This is a genomic window from Tessaracoccus palaemonis (assembly GCF_019316905.1).
GTDB lineage: Bacteria > Actinomycetota > Actinomycetes > Propionibacteriales > Propionibacteriaceae > Arachnia > Arachnia palaemonis.
The window spans coordinates 2,987,531-3,001,499 of sequence record NZ_CP079216.1 but is presented as its reverse complement, the minus strand read 5'-3'; the positions used below and the strand labels follow the sequence as shown (position 1 = coordinate 3,001,499).

The 13,969-nt window shown below is 69.1% G+C and carries 15 protein-coding genes; all 15 read right to left on the bottom strand.

Features of this window, described 5'->3' with window-relative positions:
* Positions 1 to 7: 7 nt before the first annotated feature.
* The 15 genes from KDB89_RS13655 to terL all read right to left on the bottom strand — a co-directional run bounded on the left by KDB89_RS13655 (position 8) and on the right by terL (position 13,955).
* On the bottom strand, positions 8 to 4,405 hold the full coding sequence (locus tag KDB89_RS13655) for a phage tail tape measure protein (RefSeq protein ID WP_219081940.1): 4,398 nt from the start codon (positions 4,403 to 4,405) through the stop codon (positions 8 to 10).
* A gap of 18 nt (positions 4,406 to 4,423) precedes the next feature.
* Positions 4,424 to 4,633, bottom strand: coding sequence for a hypothetical protein (locus tag KDB89_RS13650; protein WP_219081938.1), 210 nt, complete (start codon positions 4,631 to 4,633; stop codon positions 4,424 to 4,426).
* A gap of 233 nt (positions 4,634 to 4,866) precedes the next feature.
* Entirely contained in the window at positions 4,867 to 5,367 is a 501-nt protein-coding gene (locus KDB89_RS13645) for a hypothetical protein (RefSeq protein ID WP_219081936.1), read from the bottom strand.
* Positions 5,368 to 5,456: 89 nt separating this feature from the next.
* On the bottom strand, positions 5,457 to 5,984 hold the full coding sequence (locus tag KDB89_RS13640; RefSeq protein ID WP_219081934.1) for a phage tail tube protein: 528 nt from the start codon (positions 5,982 to 5,984) through the stop codon (positions 5,457 to 5,459).
* Positions 5,985 to 5,987: 3 nt separating this feature from the next.
* The gene (locus tag KDB89_RS13635) at positions 5,988 to 6,215 is read right to left on the bottom strand and encodes a hypothetical protein (protein WP_219081932.1); all 228 of its coding nucleotides are present in this window, start codon (positions 6,213 to 6,215) and stop codon (positions 5,988 to 5,990) included.
* Complete coding sequence (locus tag KDB89_RS13630; protein WP_219081930.1) at positions 6,212 to 6,592, bottom strand: hypothetical protein; 381 nt, start codon at positions 6,590 to 6,592, stop codon at positions 6,212 to 6,214. Before KDB89_RS13630 ends, KDB89_RS13635 begins: the two co-directional genes overlap by 4 nt.
* Positions 6,589 to 6,963 carry an HK97-gp10 family putative phage morphogenesis protein gene (locus KDB89_RS13625; protein WP_219081928.1) on the bottom strand — a complete coding sequence of 125 codons (375 nt, stop codon included), beginning with the start codon at positions 6,961 to 6,963 and terminating at the stop codon, positions 6,589 to 6,591. Before KDB89_RS13625 ends, KDB89_RS13630 begins: the two co-directional genes overlap by 4 nt.
* On the bottom strand, positions 6,963 to 7,343 hold the full coding sequence (locus KDB89_RS13620) for a DUF6093 family protein (protein WP_219081926.1): 381 nt from the start codon (positions 7,341 to 7,343) through the stop codon (positions 6,963 to 6,965). The genes KDB89_RS13625 and KDB89_RS13620 overlap by 1 nt, the downstream gene beginning before the upstream one ends.
* Positions 7,344 to 7,345: 2 nt before the next feature.
* A complete protein-coding gene (locus KDB89_RS13615; protein ID WP_219081924.1) occupies positions 7,346 to 7,792 on the bottom strand; it encodes a hypothetical protein in 447 nt (148 codons plus the stop codon).
* Positions 7,793 to 7,803: 11 nt separating this feature from the next.
* Positions 7,804 to 7,941, bottom strand: a complete 138-nt coding sequence (locus tag KDB89_RS13610; RefSeq protein WP_219081922.1) for a hypothetical protein — start codon at positions 7,939 to 7,941, stop codon at positions 7,804 to 7,806.
* Positions 7,942 to 7,943: 2 nt separating this feature from the next.
* Entirely contained in the window at positions 7,944 to 8,876 is a 933-nt protein-coding gene (locus tag KDB89_RS13605) for a phage major capsid protein (protein ID WP_219081920.1), read from the bottom strand.
* Between the two features lie 49 nt (positions 8,877 to 8,925).
* Positions 8,926 to 9,456 (bottom strand): phage scaffolding protein, encoded by a 531-nt coding sequence (locus KDB89_RS13600; RefSeq protein ID WP_219081919.1) that lies wholly within the window; start codon positions 9,454 to 9,456, stop codon positions 8,926 to 8,928.
* Positions 9,457 to 9,592: 136 nt separating this feature from the next.
* The gene (locus KDB89_RS13595; protein WP_219081917.1) at positions 9,593 to 11,143 is read right to left on the bottom strand and encodes a phage minor head protein; all 1,551 of its coding nucleotides are present in this window, start codon (positions 11,141 to 11,143) and stop codon (positions 9,593 to 9,595) included.
* A 3-nt stretch (positions 11,144 to 11,146) separates the two neighbouring features.
* Positions 11,147 to 12,514: a phage portal protein gene (locus tag KDB89_RS13590; RefSeq protein WP_219081915.1), complete on the bottom strand. Its 1,368-nt coding sequence runs from the start codon at positions 12,512 to 12,514 to the stop codon at positions 11,147 to 11,149.
* Positions 12,515 to 12,536: 22 nt separating this feature from the next.
* Positions 12,537 to 13,955, bottom strand: coding sequence for a phage terminase large subunit (gene terL, locus KDB89_RS13585; RefSeq protein ID WP_219081913.1), 1,419 nt, complete (start codon positions 13,953 to 13,955; stop codon positions 12,537 to 12,539).
* Positions 13,956 to 13,969 lie beyond the last annotated feature (14 nt).

Genomic DNA, 13,969 nt, shown 5'->3' with positions numbered 1-13,969 from the left:
CTCCTTCCTATGCCTGGTGGACGGCCAGCGCCCAGCCGTCGAGGTAGTCGGCGGCCTGGCCCCAGTCGCGGACGAACGACGGCAGGGTCACCTGGTTGTGCTGGGTGATGTTGTGGACCGTGGTGGGTGTGGCGCGCTGCGCAGTGAAGGTCACGGATCCAGGGATGACGTCACCGGCGGCGAACGCCCTCACCTGCTGGGCGCCGAGCCGTCGGCCGGTCTCAGCCCACAGCTGCAGGGCGCGCGGCCGCCGCCAGTCGTTCTGCAGCGGGATGTAGGCCTCCCCACCGGTCTCCCTCTCACCGAAGAGCCGGTTGGTGCCGGCGGGGACGAGTTCGGGGAGGTGACCGTTGGGGATGTCGCCGACGCGGGAGATGCTGCCGGTGGCGTGCTTCTCGACGCCGACGACCTGGACGAGTCCGAGCTTGTCGGCGATGTCGCGGAGAGCCGCCGCGGCCTTGTTCAGCTCGGCGACCGAGTCGGGTCCGCGGGCGATGATGTCGGCAGCCGTCTCGGACCCGGTCTCGACGCCCTGTTCGATGATCTCCTGGATGACGGACTCATCGAGGCCGAGCTTGCGGAGCTGTTCGATCAGCTGGGCGAACAGCTCCATCTCGGCAGCGCCGGTGTTCATGTTGTCGACGAGATCGGCGGCGTCGCCGCCGGTGAGGTACTGGTCGACGAGCGAGTCCGCGGCGGATCGGGCAGAGTCAGCGAGAGCCTGCTGCGCTGCGAGGAGGTCGGCGGCCGCGTCCTTCTCCTTCTGCTTCTGTTTGGTGAGCGCGGCGCTCGCAGCTTCGGCAGCTTCCTCCGCTTTCGTGCGTTCCTTGATGGCCTTGTTGACGTTCTTCTCGGCCTTGTCGGCGGCCTTCTGGGCGTCGGCAACCTTCTTCTCGTGGGCTGCGGCGAGGTAGTCCGCTTTCTCCTGGGCGCGGTCGATGCGCCGCTGCCTGGCATCCTCCAGCTTCTGCTGCTTCGCCTGCGCCTTCGCGAGGTCCTTCTCCCTCGCCTCCCTTTGGGACTTCGTTTTCGCCGCGGCGAGCTTCTCCTCGGCCACACGCGTCGCCTCGCGGGCCTTGCCGAGCTTCGACGACGGGTCGACGACCTTCTGTGCCTTCGCGAGCTCAGCGTTGGCCCTCCCGAGCTTGGAGTCCGGGTCGATCTTCTTCGCTTTCGCGAGGTCGGCGTTGGCCTTGTTCGACTCGGCCCTCGCATCGTTCGCTACGGTCCTCGCGGCGCTGAGGGCGTCCTTCGCCTCCTTCGAGGCCTTCTCCAGCCCGGAGATGGGTTTGGTGGCCTTCGTGAGCGCGTCGCCGAACTTCTTGATCTGGTCCAGCGGGAGGACGCCGGTGTTCAGCTTCGACACCATGGTGCTGGTGCCCTTGTCGATGGTCGTGCCACCGGCGGCGAAGGGCTGCACCAGGCCGAGGCCGAACCTCGCTGCGACGGTGCCGAGGATCCCGATGGCGCGGGCCCGCCGCCAGTCGTTGCGCAGCGGAATGTAGGCCTCACCGCCGGTCTCATCCTCAGCGAACAGCCTGTTGGTGCCTGCGGGGACGATCGTGGGTTGGTGGGCGTTCGGGACGTCGCCGGTGCGGGAGATGTTGCCGGCTGCGTTGAACATGAACAGGTTGCCTGCGGCGCTGTTCGTCTTGGGCTTGAGGTTCGAGACGGACCCGGACGGGGAATAGTTGCTGTTCTTCGTGACGAGCTGCTCGACGTGGACGCGGATCGTGGCGTCCCGGTCGCGCGCAGCCTGGTTCAGGGCCGCCTCGGCGGCTTGGACCTGCCCCTTCTCGAGCATCGCCTTGATCTTCGAGACGGTCTCGTCGGGGAGGCCCTTGAGGTCGCCTTCCCACTCGTCGAGCTTCGCCTGTGCCTGGGCCTTGTTCAGTTCGACAGCGGTCTCAATGTCGCCGAAGTCGGCGGTCTCCATCAGCTTGTCGACGTAGGCGGTGGCGGCCTTCTTCGAGCCGGTGAACTGGGTGGCGGTCTCGATGAGTTCCTTGCGGTGACCCTCCCAGGTCTTGGTGATTTCCTTCGTGGACTTGTTCTGGTCGATCTTGGCCTTCACGTCGGCCTTCGCCGCCTCGACCATGCGACCCATGACGCGGTTGTTCTCGATACCGGCCCGCGTGCCCGTGTCGAACGCGTCCTTCGTGGACTCGCCGGCCTCCTTGGCCTCGTCCTTCCACTCCTTCGCCCGCTTCCCAGCGTTCAGCGACGCCTCGCTGAAGTCGAGGGTGCCGTTGAGGAGCTGCATCTGCGCATCGGACTCGGCGAACAGGGCATCGACGTAGTTGCGGAGCTCCTGCTCGGCCTGCTGCGTCTCCTGCGCCAGGCGGGCCTTCTCGTCCGCGCTCTGGGACGTGGCGTCCGCGTCGTCCTTCGTTGCGTCGGTGCTCTGCCCGGTCGCGTCGAGGAGCTGCTTGGTCTTGTTGACCGCGGAATCGGTGTTGCTGGCCTCTTCGCCGAGAGCGCGGGCGAGTTCAGTTCGCGCGTCGGCCGCGTCTCGTGCCTGCTGGGACGCGTCCCCCGAGTACTCCCCAGACTGTGCCTGCGCGTCGGCGAGCTCGAGCGACTTGTCGATCTGGGCGTCCATGGCGCCGATCAGTCGCTGGCGGGCTGCTTCGTCGCCGAGCATCGCGGACGTGACGTCCTGCATGGTCAGGCCGTACTCGGAGGCGATATCGAGCAGCCCGAGGTCCTGTGCCCGTTTCGCGGCCGCGGACTGGATGGACTCGTAGATCAGCCCGTTCTGGTCGCGGAGTTCGCCGTTGGTCTCCCGCAGCGCGGCGCCCAGGTCGTCCTGGAAGGCCTGGGCGTCTGCTGCGGCCGACGCCATGCTGCCGATGACGGCGGCCGCTGCGGCAAGCGCGAGCCCGATCGCGCCACCGGCAAGCGACGCGGTGCGCATCGAGGTGCCGAGGGCGGTGACGGCGGCCTTGGTGGACTGGAACGCGGTCACGGCCTTCAGCGCCCCGCCGGCGCCGAGCGCAACGACGCCTGTCAGCAGAGTGACGGACCCGAGAACGCCCTGCACGGAGTCCGGCAGAGAACCGAAGGCGGATGCCAGGTCGGTTACGACCTGGATGCCGTCGTTGGCGATCGGCAGCAGAGAGTTGCCGAGATCGATCAGGCCGTCGTTGATCGAGTTCGCGGCGATCTTCGCCTTCTCCGCGGTCGTGCCATAGCGGGTCTCGGCCTCGATCTGGAGGGCAGTGTTGCGTTCGAACTCTTCGGCGCTCGTCTTCAGGGACTCGGTGAGGAGGTCGACTTCGCCGCCCATCGCCTGCGTCGCGCCGGAGAGACGCAGCAGGGTGTCGGTCTGCCGGATTCCCTCGAACCCGAGCTCCGACAGGGTCGCGTTGACGTCCTCGCCCTCGGCGCCCATGCGTCCCAGGCCCAGGACGAGGGTGTTGGTGGCGTCGGCCGCGGACTCACCCCAGGCCGCAGCAAACTGCGCGCCGGTCATGCCGGAGATCTCGCCCAGCGTTTCGAGCTTGTCCCCGCCGGCCCGGACCATCCCGTCGATCTGCTTCAGGGTCAGCGACATGGCGGTGCCGCCGGCCTCGGCTTCGATACCGACCGAGGCCATGGCGGCCGAGATCGCGAGGACCTCGGACTCGGACATGCGAGCCTGCTTGCCCGCGCCTGCGAGGCGCTGCGCCATGGCGACGATGTCGGCTTCGGTGGTCGCCGAGTTGTTGCCGAGCGCGACGATCGAGGACGCGATCCGCTCGACGTCGCCGGCGGCCGAGCCCATGATGTTCATGAACTGGCGAATCGCGACTGCGCCTTCTTCGGCGGTCAGGTTCGTGGCGACACCGAGATCGATCATCACCTTGGTGAACTCGGCGACGTCGTCGCGTTTCACGCCGAGCTGACCGGCCGCCTCGGCGACGGCCGCAACCTCGGTGTGCGACGCGGACGCGACCTTGGTGATGCCACGGAGGTCGCCCTCGAGGGAGGCCATCTGTTCGGCGGTGCCGTCGACGGTCTTGCGGACGCCTGCGTAGGCGGACTCCCAGTTCGTGGCGGCCGCGACCGATCCGGCGGCCACAGCCACAGCGATCGCGCCGACCGCGAGGAGGGCGTTGCCGACCTTGTCGGCGGCCTCCTTCTCCTTCTCCTTCGCCGCTGCGGCCTTCTCGGAGGCCGCTGCCGACTTCGCGCCGGCGTCCTCGGCAGCGGACCCGAGGCCAGTCTCGGCGGAGGCGGCGTCGGCGGCGGCGCCGGCCTGCTTGTCGAGCGCAGTGGTGGCCTGCTTCCCTGCCCCAGCGGTCGAGGTGCCCGCCTTCTGCGCGGCCTTCTCGACGTTCTGGAGGCCCTTGACTGCCTGCTGGGTGCCGCGGTCGACGCCTGCCGCGTCGACGGCGAGAGCGATCCGGACCTGATCGGTCATGTGCTCGCCGCCTTTCGTTCAGTTGCTGGGGGTTCTTCGGGCCACCTGCCAGATGCGGTGTGCGGTGGGCACCTTGCGGCCCGTGCGTTTCTCCGTGGCCTCGTCGTCAGCGGCCTGCGCGGCCTGCGCCTGGGCGAGGTGGAGACCCGCACCGCACTCGAGGTAGCCCGCCGCCCACGCGGGACGCTCCTCGGCCGGGACATTGACGTCGATGAGGCACTCGGACATCGCCTGTCCGCAGCCGCAGGGGCAGCGGTCCGCTTCCCACGCGGCTAGGGCGTCGAGGAGGTCGAGGTCCTCGGTCGCCCATTCGGGGTCGCGGGTTGTGACGGTGAGCCCGTCGGGTGTGGTGCGGCTGTAGGTGGCCGGTTCCCAGCCGCACAGCCGTCGGTAGGGGATGCCCAGGTCGCGAGAGAGCCGCAGCCGGGCGCGCAGCTGCGGGCTCTCGTCGACGGCCTGGGCTAGCTGGGGTTTGCGACGGCCGCGTCGGCGGCCTGGAGTTCCTCGTAGCGGGTCTGGACTTCGCGGGCCGACATCGTGTCGAGGAGTTCGGCCCAGTCCTGGGCGGTGACGTCGTCGACGGGCTTCCCGTCGAGGTCCTCGACGCGGACGAAGGCGCGGGTGAGCTGGGCGCGCCACAGCTTGGAGATCGGGTCGTCGGGGATGACACCGGAGGAGGCTTCGGCGAGCTGGTCGGAGGTGAGTGCTCGCAGCACGATGAAGTAGGTGACGTCGAGGAGTCGCTGTTCGGTTTCTTCGATGAGGAGCATGACGTCGTCGAGGCGGCTGTTCATCTTCTTCGCGCGGCCGCCGAGGGCGGCGTCGGCGCGCAGCTGTGCGGCTTCGTTCTCGAGGGTGAGGAGGCGGGCCTTGGCTTCGGGGTCGCCGTAGATCTTGACCTTGACGGTGGCGCGGATGTCGCCGTCGATGCGGGCGCGGAGGGCGTCACGGATGGTGGACATGGAGGGGTTCCTTTCGTTGAGGGTGGCAGAAGGCCCCGCACACGAAAGGAGGGATGCGGGGCCTTCTGCCGGTCTGGGATGGGTGTGGGTCAGGATCCGGCGACGATCTCGATGTCCTGGAGGACTTCGCCGGTGATGACGATCTTCTGGCGGATGTGGAAGGTGGAGGCGGCCTCGGAGGCGACGGCGGCGGCGCGGAGTCGCTTGCCGAGCTTGGCGGGGTAGACGTCGCCGAACTGGCCGGCGGCCAGGGCGGTGGCGGTGGGGAGGCCGCGGCGGTCGTAGAGGAAGCCGCCCAGGTCGGGGACGAGGGCCGCGTAGTGGGCGTACTCGTCGGCGTCGTCGGGTGCCTGCGGGTCGTAGTCGTACTCGACCTCGGCGGGGTCGTAGGTGACGGTGCCGAGGTTCTGGCCGCCGGTCTCGGATCCGTAGCGCCAGCGCTCGCTGGTGGCCTGGGTGCCGTTGGGGTCCCAGGCGTAGAGGATCTTCGACAGGTTGATGCCGGCGTTGAGTTCGGTCAGCGTCGGGTTGGCCGGGTCGGCGATGGCGGGGACCCAGTACAGGCAGGCCTTCCCCGCGACGTTGATGCCGGTGGGTTCCACTGCGGTCATGGACATGGGTCACTTCTCCTTGGTGTCGGTCTTGGTGGGGCGCGGCTGCGCCTTGGGCGGGGTGTCGGCGGCCTCCTCGGCCGGTGCGGCCGTGGCAGGCTTCGGGGCGCGCGGCTTGCCGTTACCGTCCACGGCCGGCTCGTTGACGAGCTCGTAGTGGTCGTCGGCGAGGGCCTTGTTGATGGTGATCTCGTGGCCCGTGCGCTTGTCGCGGACCCTGATCAGGTTGGCGGTCATGGTGTCTTCTTTCTGCGCCGGTGGGCGCGGTAGACGAGCGTGAGGGAGTACAGGGTGCGGCCCTCGACGCGGGTGGTGAGGACCGGTCCGGCGTCGGTCTCGTAGAGGGGGCTGTGGCTGGGGTCGTCGGGAAACGGGCACCAGCCGGTGAGTCGCCCGCGAACCCGGTCGAGAAGGCGGGTGACACCAGCTGCGGAGTTGGACACGCACATGGCGCGGAACTCGTCGGCCTGGTCGGTGGGCGAGGCCGCGTAGCCGTGGCTGGTGAGGAGCCCGGTGGCGGGGTAGAGGACGACGTAGGCGTCTCCGGGGTTGGCGGGGACGTCGACGAGGTAGACGGCGAGGCCGTCCAGGCGGCCGGTGAGGGCGTCGATCACGTGAACGCCTCCCGCATGATCGCTTCGATGTCGGCCTCGAAGCGGGGGCGGACGGTGTCGAAGGCTGGGCCGAGGAACGGTCGGGGTGGCATCTTCGCGGTGCCGTATTCGACGTAGGCGGCGTAGTGCGCCGAGGCGCCGACGGTTGCGACCAGGTCGGAGGTGCTGGTGCGCAGGTCGAAGGCTGAGTTCACGCCGATGGTCGACTTCAGGTAGCCGGTGTCGACGGCGACCTGCTGCTTGGCGAGGGACTCGATTTCGTGAGCCCGGACACGCACGGATCGCCCGGCCTTGTCTCGGATCTCGCGGGGGATGGTGCCCATCTGTTGGCGGAGGTGGGTGACGCCGGTGGCGTCGACTGACAGGTGCATCAGGTGTCCTCCTCTGCGGTGAAGCGGCGGCACGTCACGAACGTGGCGCCGTGCTCGACGGACTGGATCGTGTAGCTGCCGGCTGCCGTGGTTGATGCGGTGACGGTGACCCGGTCGCCGATGGCGATGGGTGGGGCGTCCCAGGGGATCGCTGCGGCGTAGCTCGCTGGGCGGACGAGCTGCCCTCCGAGGTCGACGAGCGGCGCCTTGGTGCGGCTGTCGGCCTGGAGGCGGCCGGGGCCCTGGTAGATGGGGGTCCACTGGGTGGTGGCCGAGTAGTCGCCTTCGGTGACGCCGTCGCGGCGTTCGATGAGGAGGGTGCTGGCCATGAGGGAGGTCTGCATCGCGCGGGCCTCTGCCAGTTCGGTGGCGGTGAGCATGGTCAGGTCCAGTTCCCGATGACGCGGGGGACGTGTGTGTCGGGCCAGGTCTGGGCGGTGGTGTCGTAGCCGGCGCCGGTGTGGAGGTCGATGACGCCGAGGCCGCCGGTGGTGGCGCGGATCGCCCGCGCCAGCGGTGACTGGCTTCTGAGTGCCTCGGCCGCGGCCCACCAGTCGGGGGTCCGTCGCTTGAACGTGGCCCCTTCGGCGGTGAACTCGGTCAGCGTCGGGGTGGTCGTTGCGCGGATCGCCAGCGCAGTGACTGCCTCGGCTGCGGCCCAGTACGGCTCGTAGGTCGGCTCCCAGTCGGGGTCCTCTGGGAGTCGTCCGTTGGTGTCGGCGACGGCGGCCTGGTCGACGGCCCTGTCGAGGTCGTCGTCGGTGAGGAGGGAGGCGGCGTGGTCGCCGACGAGCTGTTTGACGGTGTCAACGGTGGTGGGTTGGTCCATGCCGCCTCTCCTCACTTCTTGGTGCGGGTGCGCTTCGGCGCGGCCGGGGCTGCGGGTTCCTCGACACGGGTCCAGCCGAGGGACTCCATGAACCGCACATCCTTCTCGGCGACGGTCAGCTGTTCATGGCCGTCGGTGACCTCGACCATGGTCAGGCCGCGTCGGTGAGGACGGCCGCCGGGTAGCGGTTCGCCTTCGTCGGGTTCACGCGCGTGAGCGGGTTCGCGATCTGGAACCCGACGCGGAACACGACACGCATGACCTTGGAGTCCTGCTGCGCCGCGTTGAACACGACCTTGCCGGCCGCGTCGGAGATCACCATCTGGTCGAACAGGTCGAAGGTGATGTCCTGGCGGATACCGACGGCGAACTTCTTCCAGTCCAGGCCGATGAGGTGGGTGGCCGGGTCGGTGGTCTTCCAGGCGCCGTTGAGGACCTCGTCGAGCTTGATGCCGTACAGGGCGGACGGCTGGCCGGGGACGAGGTTCGGGGTGTAGATCGGGTGGCCGTCGTCGCCGCGGAGCCCGATGAGCTTCCAGTTGAAGCCGGGGCGGGTGAGGAACCCGTTGGGGGCGAACCCGTCCTCGGCGAGGGCCTGTCCGAGCGCGGCGACGCCGACGGTCAGGTCGGCGCCGGCCTCGACCTTGTTGCCTGCGGCGGTGGCGGCCTCGACGATCGCTGTGGGCCAGGAGGTGGGCTTGTCGTCGCCCCAGATGGCGGCGGCGTCGACCTTGCTGCCGATGGCCTCGACGAGGAGCGGCTTGATCTCGCTCCAGATCGGGATGGAGGTGTCGTCGATGAGGGCGTTGGGGACGGGGACGAGGACGGCGAGTTCCTCGGCCGTCATCACCACGTTCTCCCATTCGACGCTCGTGGTCTCCTTCAGCGACGTGTCGCCGGCGAGCCAGTAGGCCTCGGGGAGGGTCGCGAGGACCGGCTGCTTCATCGTCTTGGTGGACAGCGGCACCTTGCGGGCGTTGTTGAGGACGACGGAGCCGTGGGCGGCCTCCTGGATGATCTCCTTGGAGACGGTCTCGGGGATGGGGACATTTGCGCGCTGGATCTGCTTGTCGTATCCGGCCATGGGCGGTTTCCTTCCTTGGGTCCCGGTGTGGTGGCCGGGGGGTGTGGGGTTAGTTGATGCCTCGGAGCCAGTCGTCCATGGACTGGGTGGAGGCCTGGGTGCCACTGGCTGTGGCGTCCCGTGTCCCGGCGCCGGCCGGGCGGAACAGGTGCGGCTTCGACTTCGTGAGGGCGTCGATGGCCTTCTTCGCGCCGATGACTTCGCCGTTGTCGTCGAGGGTGACGGCGCCGCCGGCGAGCGCGAGGAGGGTGGTGGTTTCGGCGTCGATGGTGCCGGCTTCGATCGCGGCGTTCATGACGGCCTGGCGGGTGAGTGCGTCGGTGAGGCGCTGTTCGGCCTGCTGGGCTCGCTGTTCGGCCTTGGAGGCGTTGTCGGTGAGGCGCTGGGCTTCGGTCTTGTTCGCGTCTTCGAAGGCGGCGAGCTTGGCGGTGGCGTCACGGAGCTGCTTCTCCGCGGTCTTGCGGGCTTCGCGCTCCGAACGCAGTGCGTTGAGGCCGGGGTCGCCGAGCTTCTCGTCGGTGGCCTGGGGCTCCTGGGTGGGGGCCTGGTCGTTGGGGTCGGGGGTGGTGGCGTCGGCCATCGCGGCTTCTCCTTTGGGTTGGTGCCCGTCGCGGGCGTGGGTGGTAATCTGGATGTCGAACGGAGCGTGACCCCCCGCAAGCCCCGGAATAATGGGCCGAATGAACGCAGGGGCGTAGCGCTCCGTTCCTGCTACTTCAGACGAGATTGACGTTGGTGAGAGTGCCCCCGTCTCCGCTGAGGACCACGATCTCCCTGACGTGAGCCCCACGGGTCCGAGCGTTGTACGCGCTCAATGCCCGGAGCAGGCCTTGTGATGCATCCTCGGAACCAAGGTCCACGAGGAAGCGGTCCTTCGCACCCGCATCAGAGGCAATTGCGCGCCTCACAGACGCGTACTTCGCCACCGGCGACTTGAGTTCCCACGCCCGGTTGTCGCGGCTGATCCAGATGAAGTCGTTGTGCTTCGGAAGCCTGCCTGCGGTGTCCCGCTCAGGCGCCGGGATCCATTCCAGGACCTCGCCGCGGGCATGCATGCGCTCCACGAACTGGACCTCACGCGGGGTGAGAGCGACACCGTTGAACTGGAACGGGACCGCCTGCTGGCGGGCCGCGAAGTGCGCGGATTCAGCGGGCGTGAGACGCCGCCCTTCCGGAGGGGCGGGCCACTTCCAGCCGCCGGCAGGCTCCTTCGGCACGTTCGAGACGCGCATGGAGTCACGCCACGTCTGAACCCGCTGCCCGTTGACGGTCTCGTAGTGCTCGACCCGCTGAGCCCACGAACTCATGGGGTACTGGCCGGACTTCCAGGCCTCGAATCGGGCGGGGCCGAGGATTTCCCGCTGCACGCTCTCGGGGAGGGCTTCGAACGTTGCCTGCGCGTCGGCCTGGGTGGGGTCCAGGCCGGGGATGTCGCCGCCGGCCAGGCCGAGCTCCTCGGCGGACTTCGTCTTCGGGAGCGCGGTGCAGCGGCCCTGGTGGTGGTCGATCGGGCCGGCCTCCTCGACGGGGTGCACGGAGCCGTGTAGGGACCAGCAGGCGGGGCAGGTGCGCGATGACAGGTCGGCGTGCCAGATCCAGCCGTCGAGGATGTCGGCGTTGGCCTTGCGCTGCTCGAGGGCGGCGTGGCGGGTCGCGTCGAGCATCTCGGTGCGGGAGATGACGGTGGCGCGGGTCAGGCCGCCGTTGAACTCGCCCTCGACGCGGCGGATCATGCGTCGGGCGGCGTCGTTGGGGTTGTCGCCGGCCGCCAGCCCGATCATCAGTTCGCGTTTCATGGCCTTGGTGGCGTCGACCTGGAGGAAGTAGTTGCGGACGGTGATCTGCTGGGTGGCGCGGTCGGCGACCCAGTCGAGGGTCGCTTGGGGGACGGGGCGGATGAATCCGGGCCAGTAGGACGGGTCGACCTGGGAGCGCAGCACGTCGGCCATGTCGGCGACGGTCTGGTTCGCGAGCTGCCTGTTCGTCGCGCCGACCTGCGCGCCGGTCTCGTTGATGAGCTCGGCGAGGCGCCGGTCGACGACTTGGGACATGGACTGTTGCAGTTGGCGGAGGCGTTCGGTGTCCATGGCGTCGGCGAACCGGCCCAGCTTCTGGAGTCGGGCCAGCTTGGCGTCGAACTCGGCTGCGATGTCGTCCCATGCCTGCGCCCAGGCGCGGATCTGCTGGTAGGTGTAGGCGTCGACGGTGGCGGTCGTGTGGGCTTTGGCCTGGGCGGCGAGGTCGAGGGTGTGGCCGGTGATGGCCATGGGTCAGAATCCGATCTGGCCGTCGCGCAGCGCCTTGCCCATGTCGCCGAGGCGCTGACTGGTTGCGGCGGTGGCGCGTTCGACGACGCCTTCGATGTCGGCGGTGCCGGTGTCGGTGAGGACGTCTTCGAGGGCGAGTCCGAGGCTCTGGCGGATCTGGGCGACCTGCCACTTCTCGAGGGGGTCGAGGTCCATGGGTGGCGCCCAGGTGATGTCGGGTTCGGGGATCCCGAGGAGTTGTGCGAGGCCGCGGAGGACGGGTGCGGAGTCGCGCTGGAAGCGGCGCACGCGGGCTGTCAGGCGGGACGTGAGGACGCGCAGGGACTGGCCGGAGGGGACGTCGCCGGATGTCTGGGTGAGGTAGTAGGGCGGGATCCCGACGACGCGGGCGATCTTCACGGCCCAGGCGTCCTGGACCTTGACGAGCTGCTGCAGGTCGGCGGGGTCGAGCTGCCCGAAGGGGCCGGGGCCGTCGTGGGTGAAGATCTGCTGCCGGGACGGGTCGAAGCGGCGCTTCACGGTGGAGTTGGCGGCCTTCGCCATGGCGGTCATGTATTCGCCGGCGGCGACGAACGGGTTGTCCGATGCGGGTTTGAAGTTCAGCAGGTACCGGAAGGGTCGGGCGTAGGCCTCTTCGGTGACGACGAGGTTCGCCACGGACTTGTTGTTCGCGTCCTGGAGGGGGATGACGTTGGTGAGGATCGACTTGCCGTGCCCGTCGGCGGTGTCGGCTCCCTGCTTCCACCACAGGGCCGGTGTGGCGCCGAAGGTGTGCCGGATGACGTCGCCTTCGCCGTCGAGGTCCATCGGGATCCATGCGGTGGGGTTCTCGGGCAGGTCGGAGGCGTGGTGATCTTCGGGGAGGCGGCCGAGGGTGCGGTAGCGCTCGACCTGGTGGCGGTCGTAGATGTTGATGCGGCCGTAGTGATTGGTGTCGACCCAGATCTTCGCGGCCCAGTCGAGGACGGCGGGGTTGGCGGGGTCGACGTGGGGGACGATCTGGTCGGCGCGGTGGTAGTGGGGGGTGGGCTGTCCGTCGGGTCCGGGCCAGACGAGGACGTAGCCGTCGCCGCAGCGGAATGCTTCGTCGTGGACGTAGCCGAGGAGGCGTTCGAGGCCTTCGGCATCGTCGATCTTCGCGGCGGCCTTGTCGCCCCAGGAGGCGATGGCGAGGCGGTCGGTGAAGGCGCTGACGACGCCTTCGCAGAGGTTCTCACGCAGCGCCCGGACCTGGGAGCCGTACTTGGCTTCGAAGTCGGGGGTGGCGAAGCGGAGCTGGTGGTTGCCGTCGCAGTAGTTGCGCTGTTCGGTGTATCCGGGGAGGCGGTGTCGCCATTCGGTGACGATGGCGCCGATGAGGTGGTCGTGCAAGGCGGTCTCCTCCCGGGAGTGGCTATCCGATGTCCCAGAAGCCGGTGCCGTGGGTGGCGGGGCCGGTGGGTGTGATGGCGAGGTGTGCGAGGGCTTGGGTGGCGGCGTCGGTCTGGTCGTCGTGGCTGCCGTTGGGGAACGATGCGAGCTCGTCGACGAACGCCTGGACCCATGGGGTGGTGGCTGGTGGCAGGTACACGTTCCCGGCTTCGGGGAGGGGGGAGACGGCTTCGGCGCGCACGGTTTTCCCGCCGCGTGGTTCGACGGGGATCAGGCCGGGGAGTTCGTTGCGGAGGGTGTCGATGACGGCGGGCCCGTTGGCTTTGTCTTCGACGAGTTTCCCGATGGCCATGGGCCAGCGGTCGGAGAGGAGGCGGACCTGGGCGATGGTTTCGGGGAAGTTCCAGCGTCCGCGGACCTGGTCGAGGAGGTAGTAGTCGGCGTCGATCTTCGCCCACACCTGCCCGACGACGAAGTCGGTGCGGTCGGTGCCTTTGAAGGCCATGTCCCAGGACTGGATGACGTGGTCGAGGCGGGTGGGTGGGTGGTGCCAGTGGCGCCACCAGTCGCGTTGGAAGATCCCGCCGGCCTGGGGGGAGGGGTGGCCTTGGTAGAGGGCTGCCCAGGTGCGTGAGCCGGCGGTGCGTTTCCGCGCCTCCCACTGGGCGGGGGTGCGGCGGCGCGCCGAGTCCATGTACTCGTCCAGGTCGCGACCGAGGGGGTCGGTGTCGGGTTCTTCGCACTGAGCGGGGATGTTGAGGACCTGCCAGCCGGCGTCGGCATCGAGCGTGGTGAGGCGCCCGACCATGTCGTCCTCGTGCCAGCGAGTGGTGATGAGGACGACGGGGGCGCCTGGCGCGAGGCGTGCGGCGAGGGCGTCGGTCCACCAGTCCCAGCAGGTGTCGCGGATGGTGGGCGAGTCGGCTTCGGCGCGGTCCTTGAGGGGGTCGTCGATGATGAGGAGGTCTGCGGGTCGGCCTGCGACGCCGGCGCCGCGGCCGACGGACACGAGGCCGCCGTGGTGGCCAGCGAGGGACCATTCGGAGGCGGCGCCGTGGTCGTCGGCGATGGTGATGCCGAGGTCGGGGTGGGCGGCGATGGCGTTGCGGACGGCGCGGCCGTTGCGGTTGGCGAGGCCTTGGGCGTAGGACCCGGAGATGATCCGTAGGTCCGGGTTGCGGACGAGCGCCCAGGCGGGGAAGTCGCGGGCGACGCGCGTCGACTTACCTTCCTGGGGCGGCATCGTGATGATGAGCCGTCCGTCGGGTTCGTCGAGGAGCTGCTCGAGCGCGGCGTCGATGAGGTCGAGCGCGGGGGTCTGCACGGTGCGCGGGTCGATTATGCGGGCCAGGTCGCCGGGGGTGACCGGGCCGGTGTGCGTGGCGGGCTCGAAGAAGCGGGCGGCGGCTTCGAGGGCGGCTTCCCAGATGGCGGTACTCACGGCGGCCTCCTCCT

What these genes read in the sequence shown, in the direction of transcription:
- KDB89_RS13655 (WP_219081940.1), bottom strand. Translation starts at nt 4,405, where the DNA reads ATGACCGATCAGGTCCGGATCGCTCTCGCCGTCGACGCGGCAGGCGTC.
- KDB89_RS13650 (WP_219081938.1), bottom strand. Translation starts at nt 4,633, where the DNA reads ATGTCCGAGTGCCTCATCGACGTCAATGTCCCGGCCGAGGAGCGTCCC.
- KDB89_RS13645 (WP_219081936.1), bottom strand. Translation starts at nt 5,367, where the DNA reads ATGTCCACCATCCGTGACGCCCTCCGCGCCCGCATCGACGGCGACATC.
- KDB89_RS13640 (WP_219081934.1), bottom strand. Translation starts at nt 5,984, where the DNA reads ATGTCCATGACCGCAGTGGAACCCACCGGCATCAACGTCGCGGGGAAG.
- KDB89_RS13635 (WP_219081932.1), bottom strand. Translation starts at nt 6,215, where the DNA reads ATGACCGCCAACCTGATCAGGGTCCGCGACAAGCGCACGGGCCACGAG.
- KDB89_RS13625 (WP_219081928.1), bottom strand. Translation starts at nt 6,963, where the DNA reads ATGCACCTGTCAGTCGACGCCACCGGCGTCACCCACCTCCGCCAACAG.
- KDB89_RS13620 (WP_219081926.1), bottom strand. Translation starts at nt 7,343, where the DNA reads ATGCTCACCGCCACCGAACTGGCAGAGGCCCGCGCGATGCAGACCTCC.
- KDB89_RS13615 (WP_219081924.1), bottom strand. Translation starts at nt 7,792, where the DNA reads ATGGACCAACCCACCACCGTTGACACCGTCAAACAGCTCGTCGGCGAC.
- KDB89_RS13610 (WP_219081922.1), bottom strand. Translation starts at nt 7,941, where the DNA reads ATGGTCGAGGTCACCGACGGCCATGAACAGCTGACCGTCGCCGAGAAG.
- KDB89_RS13605 (WP_219081920.1), bottom strand. Translation starts at nt 8,876, where the DNA reads ATGGCCGGATACGACAAGCAGATCCAGCGCGCAAATGTCCCCATCCCC.
- KDB89_RS13600 (WP_219081919.1), bottom strand. Translation starts at nt 9,456, where the DNA reads ATGGCCGACGCCACCACCCCCGACCCCAACGACCAGGCCCCCACCCAG.
- KDB89_RS13595 (WP_219081917.1), bottom strand. Translation starts at nt 11,143, where the DNA reads ATGGCCATCACCGGCCACACCCTCGACCTCGCCGCCCAGGCCAAAGCC.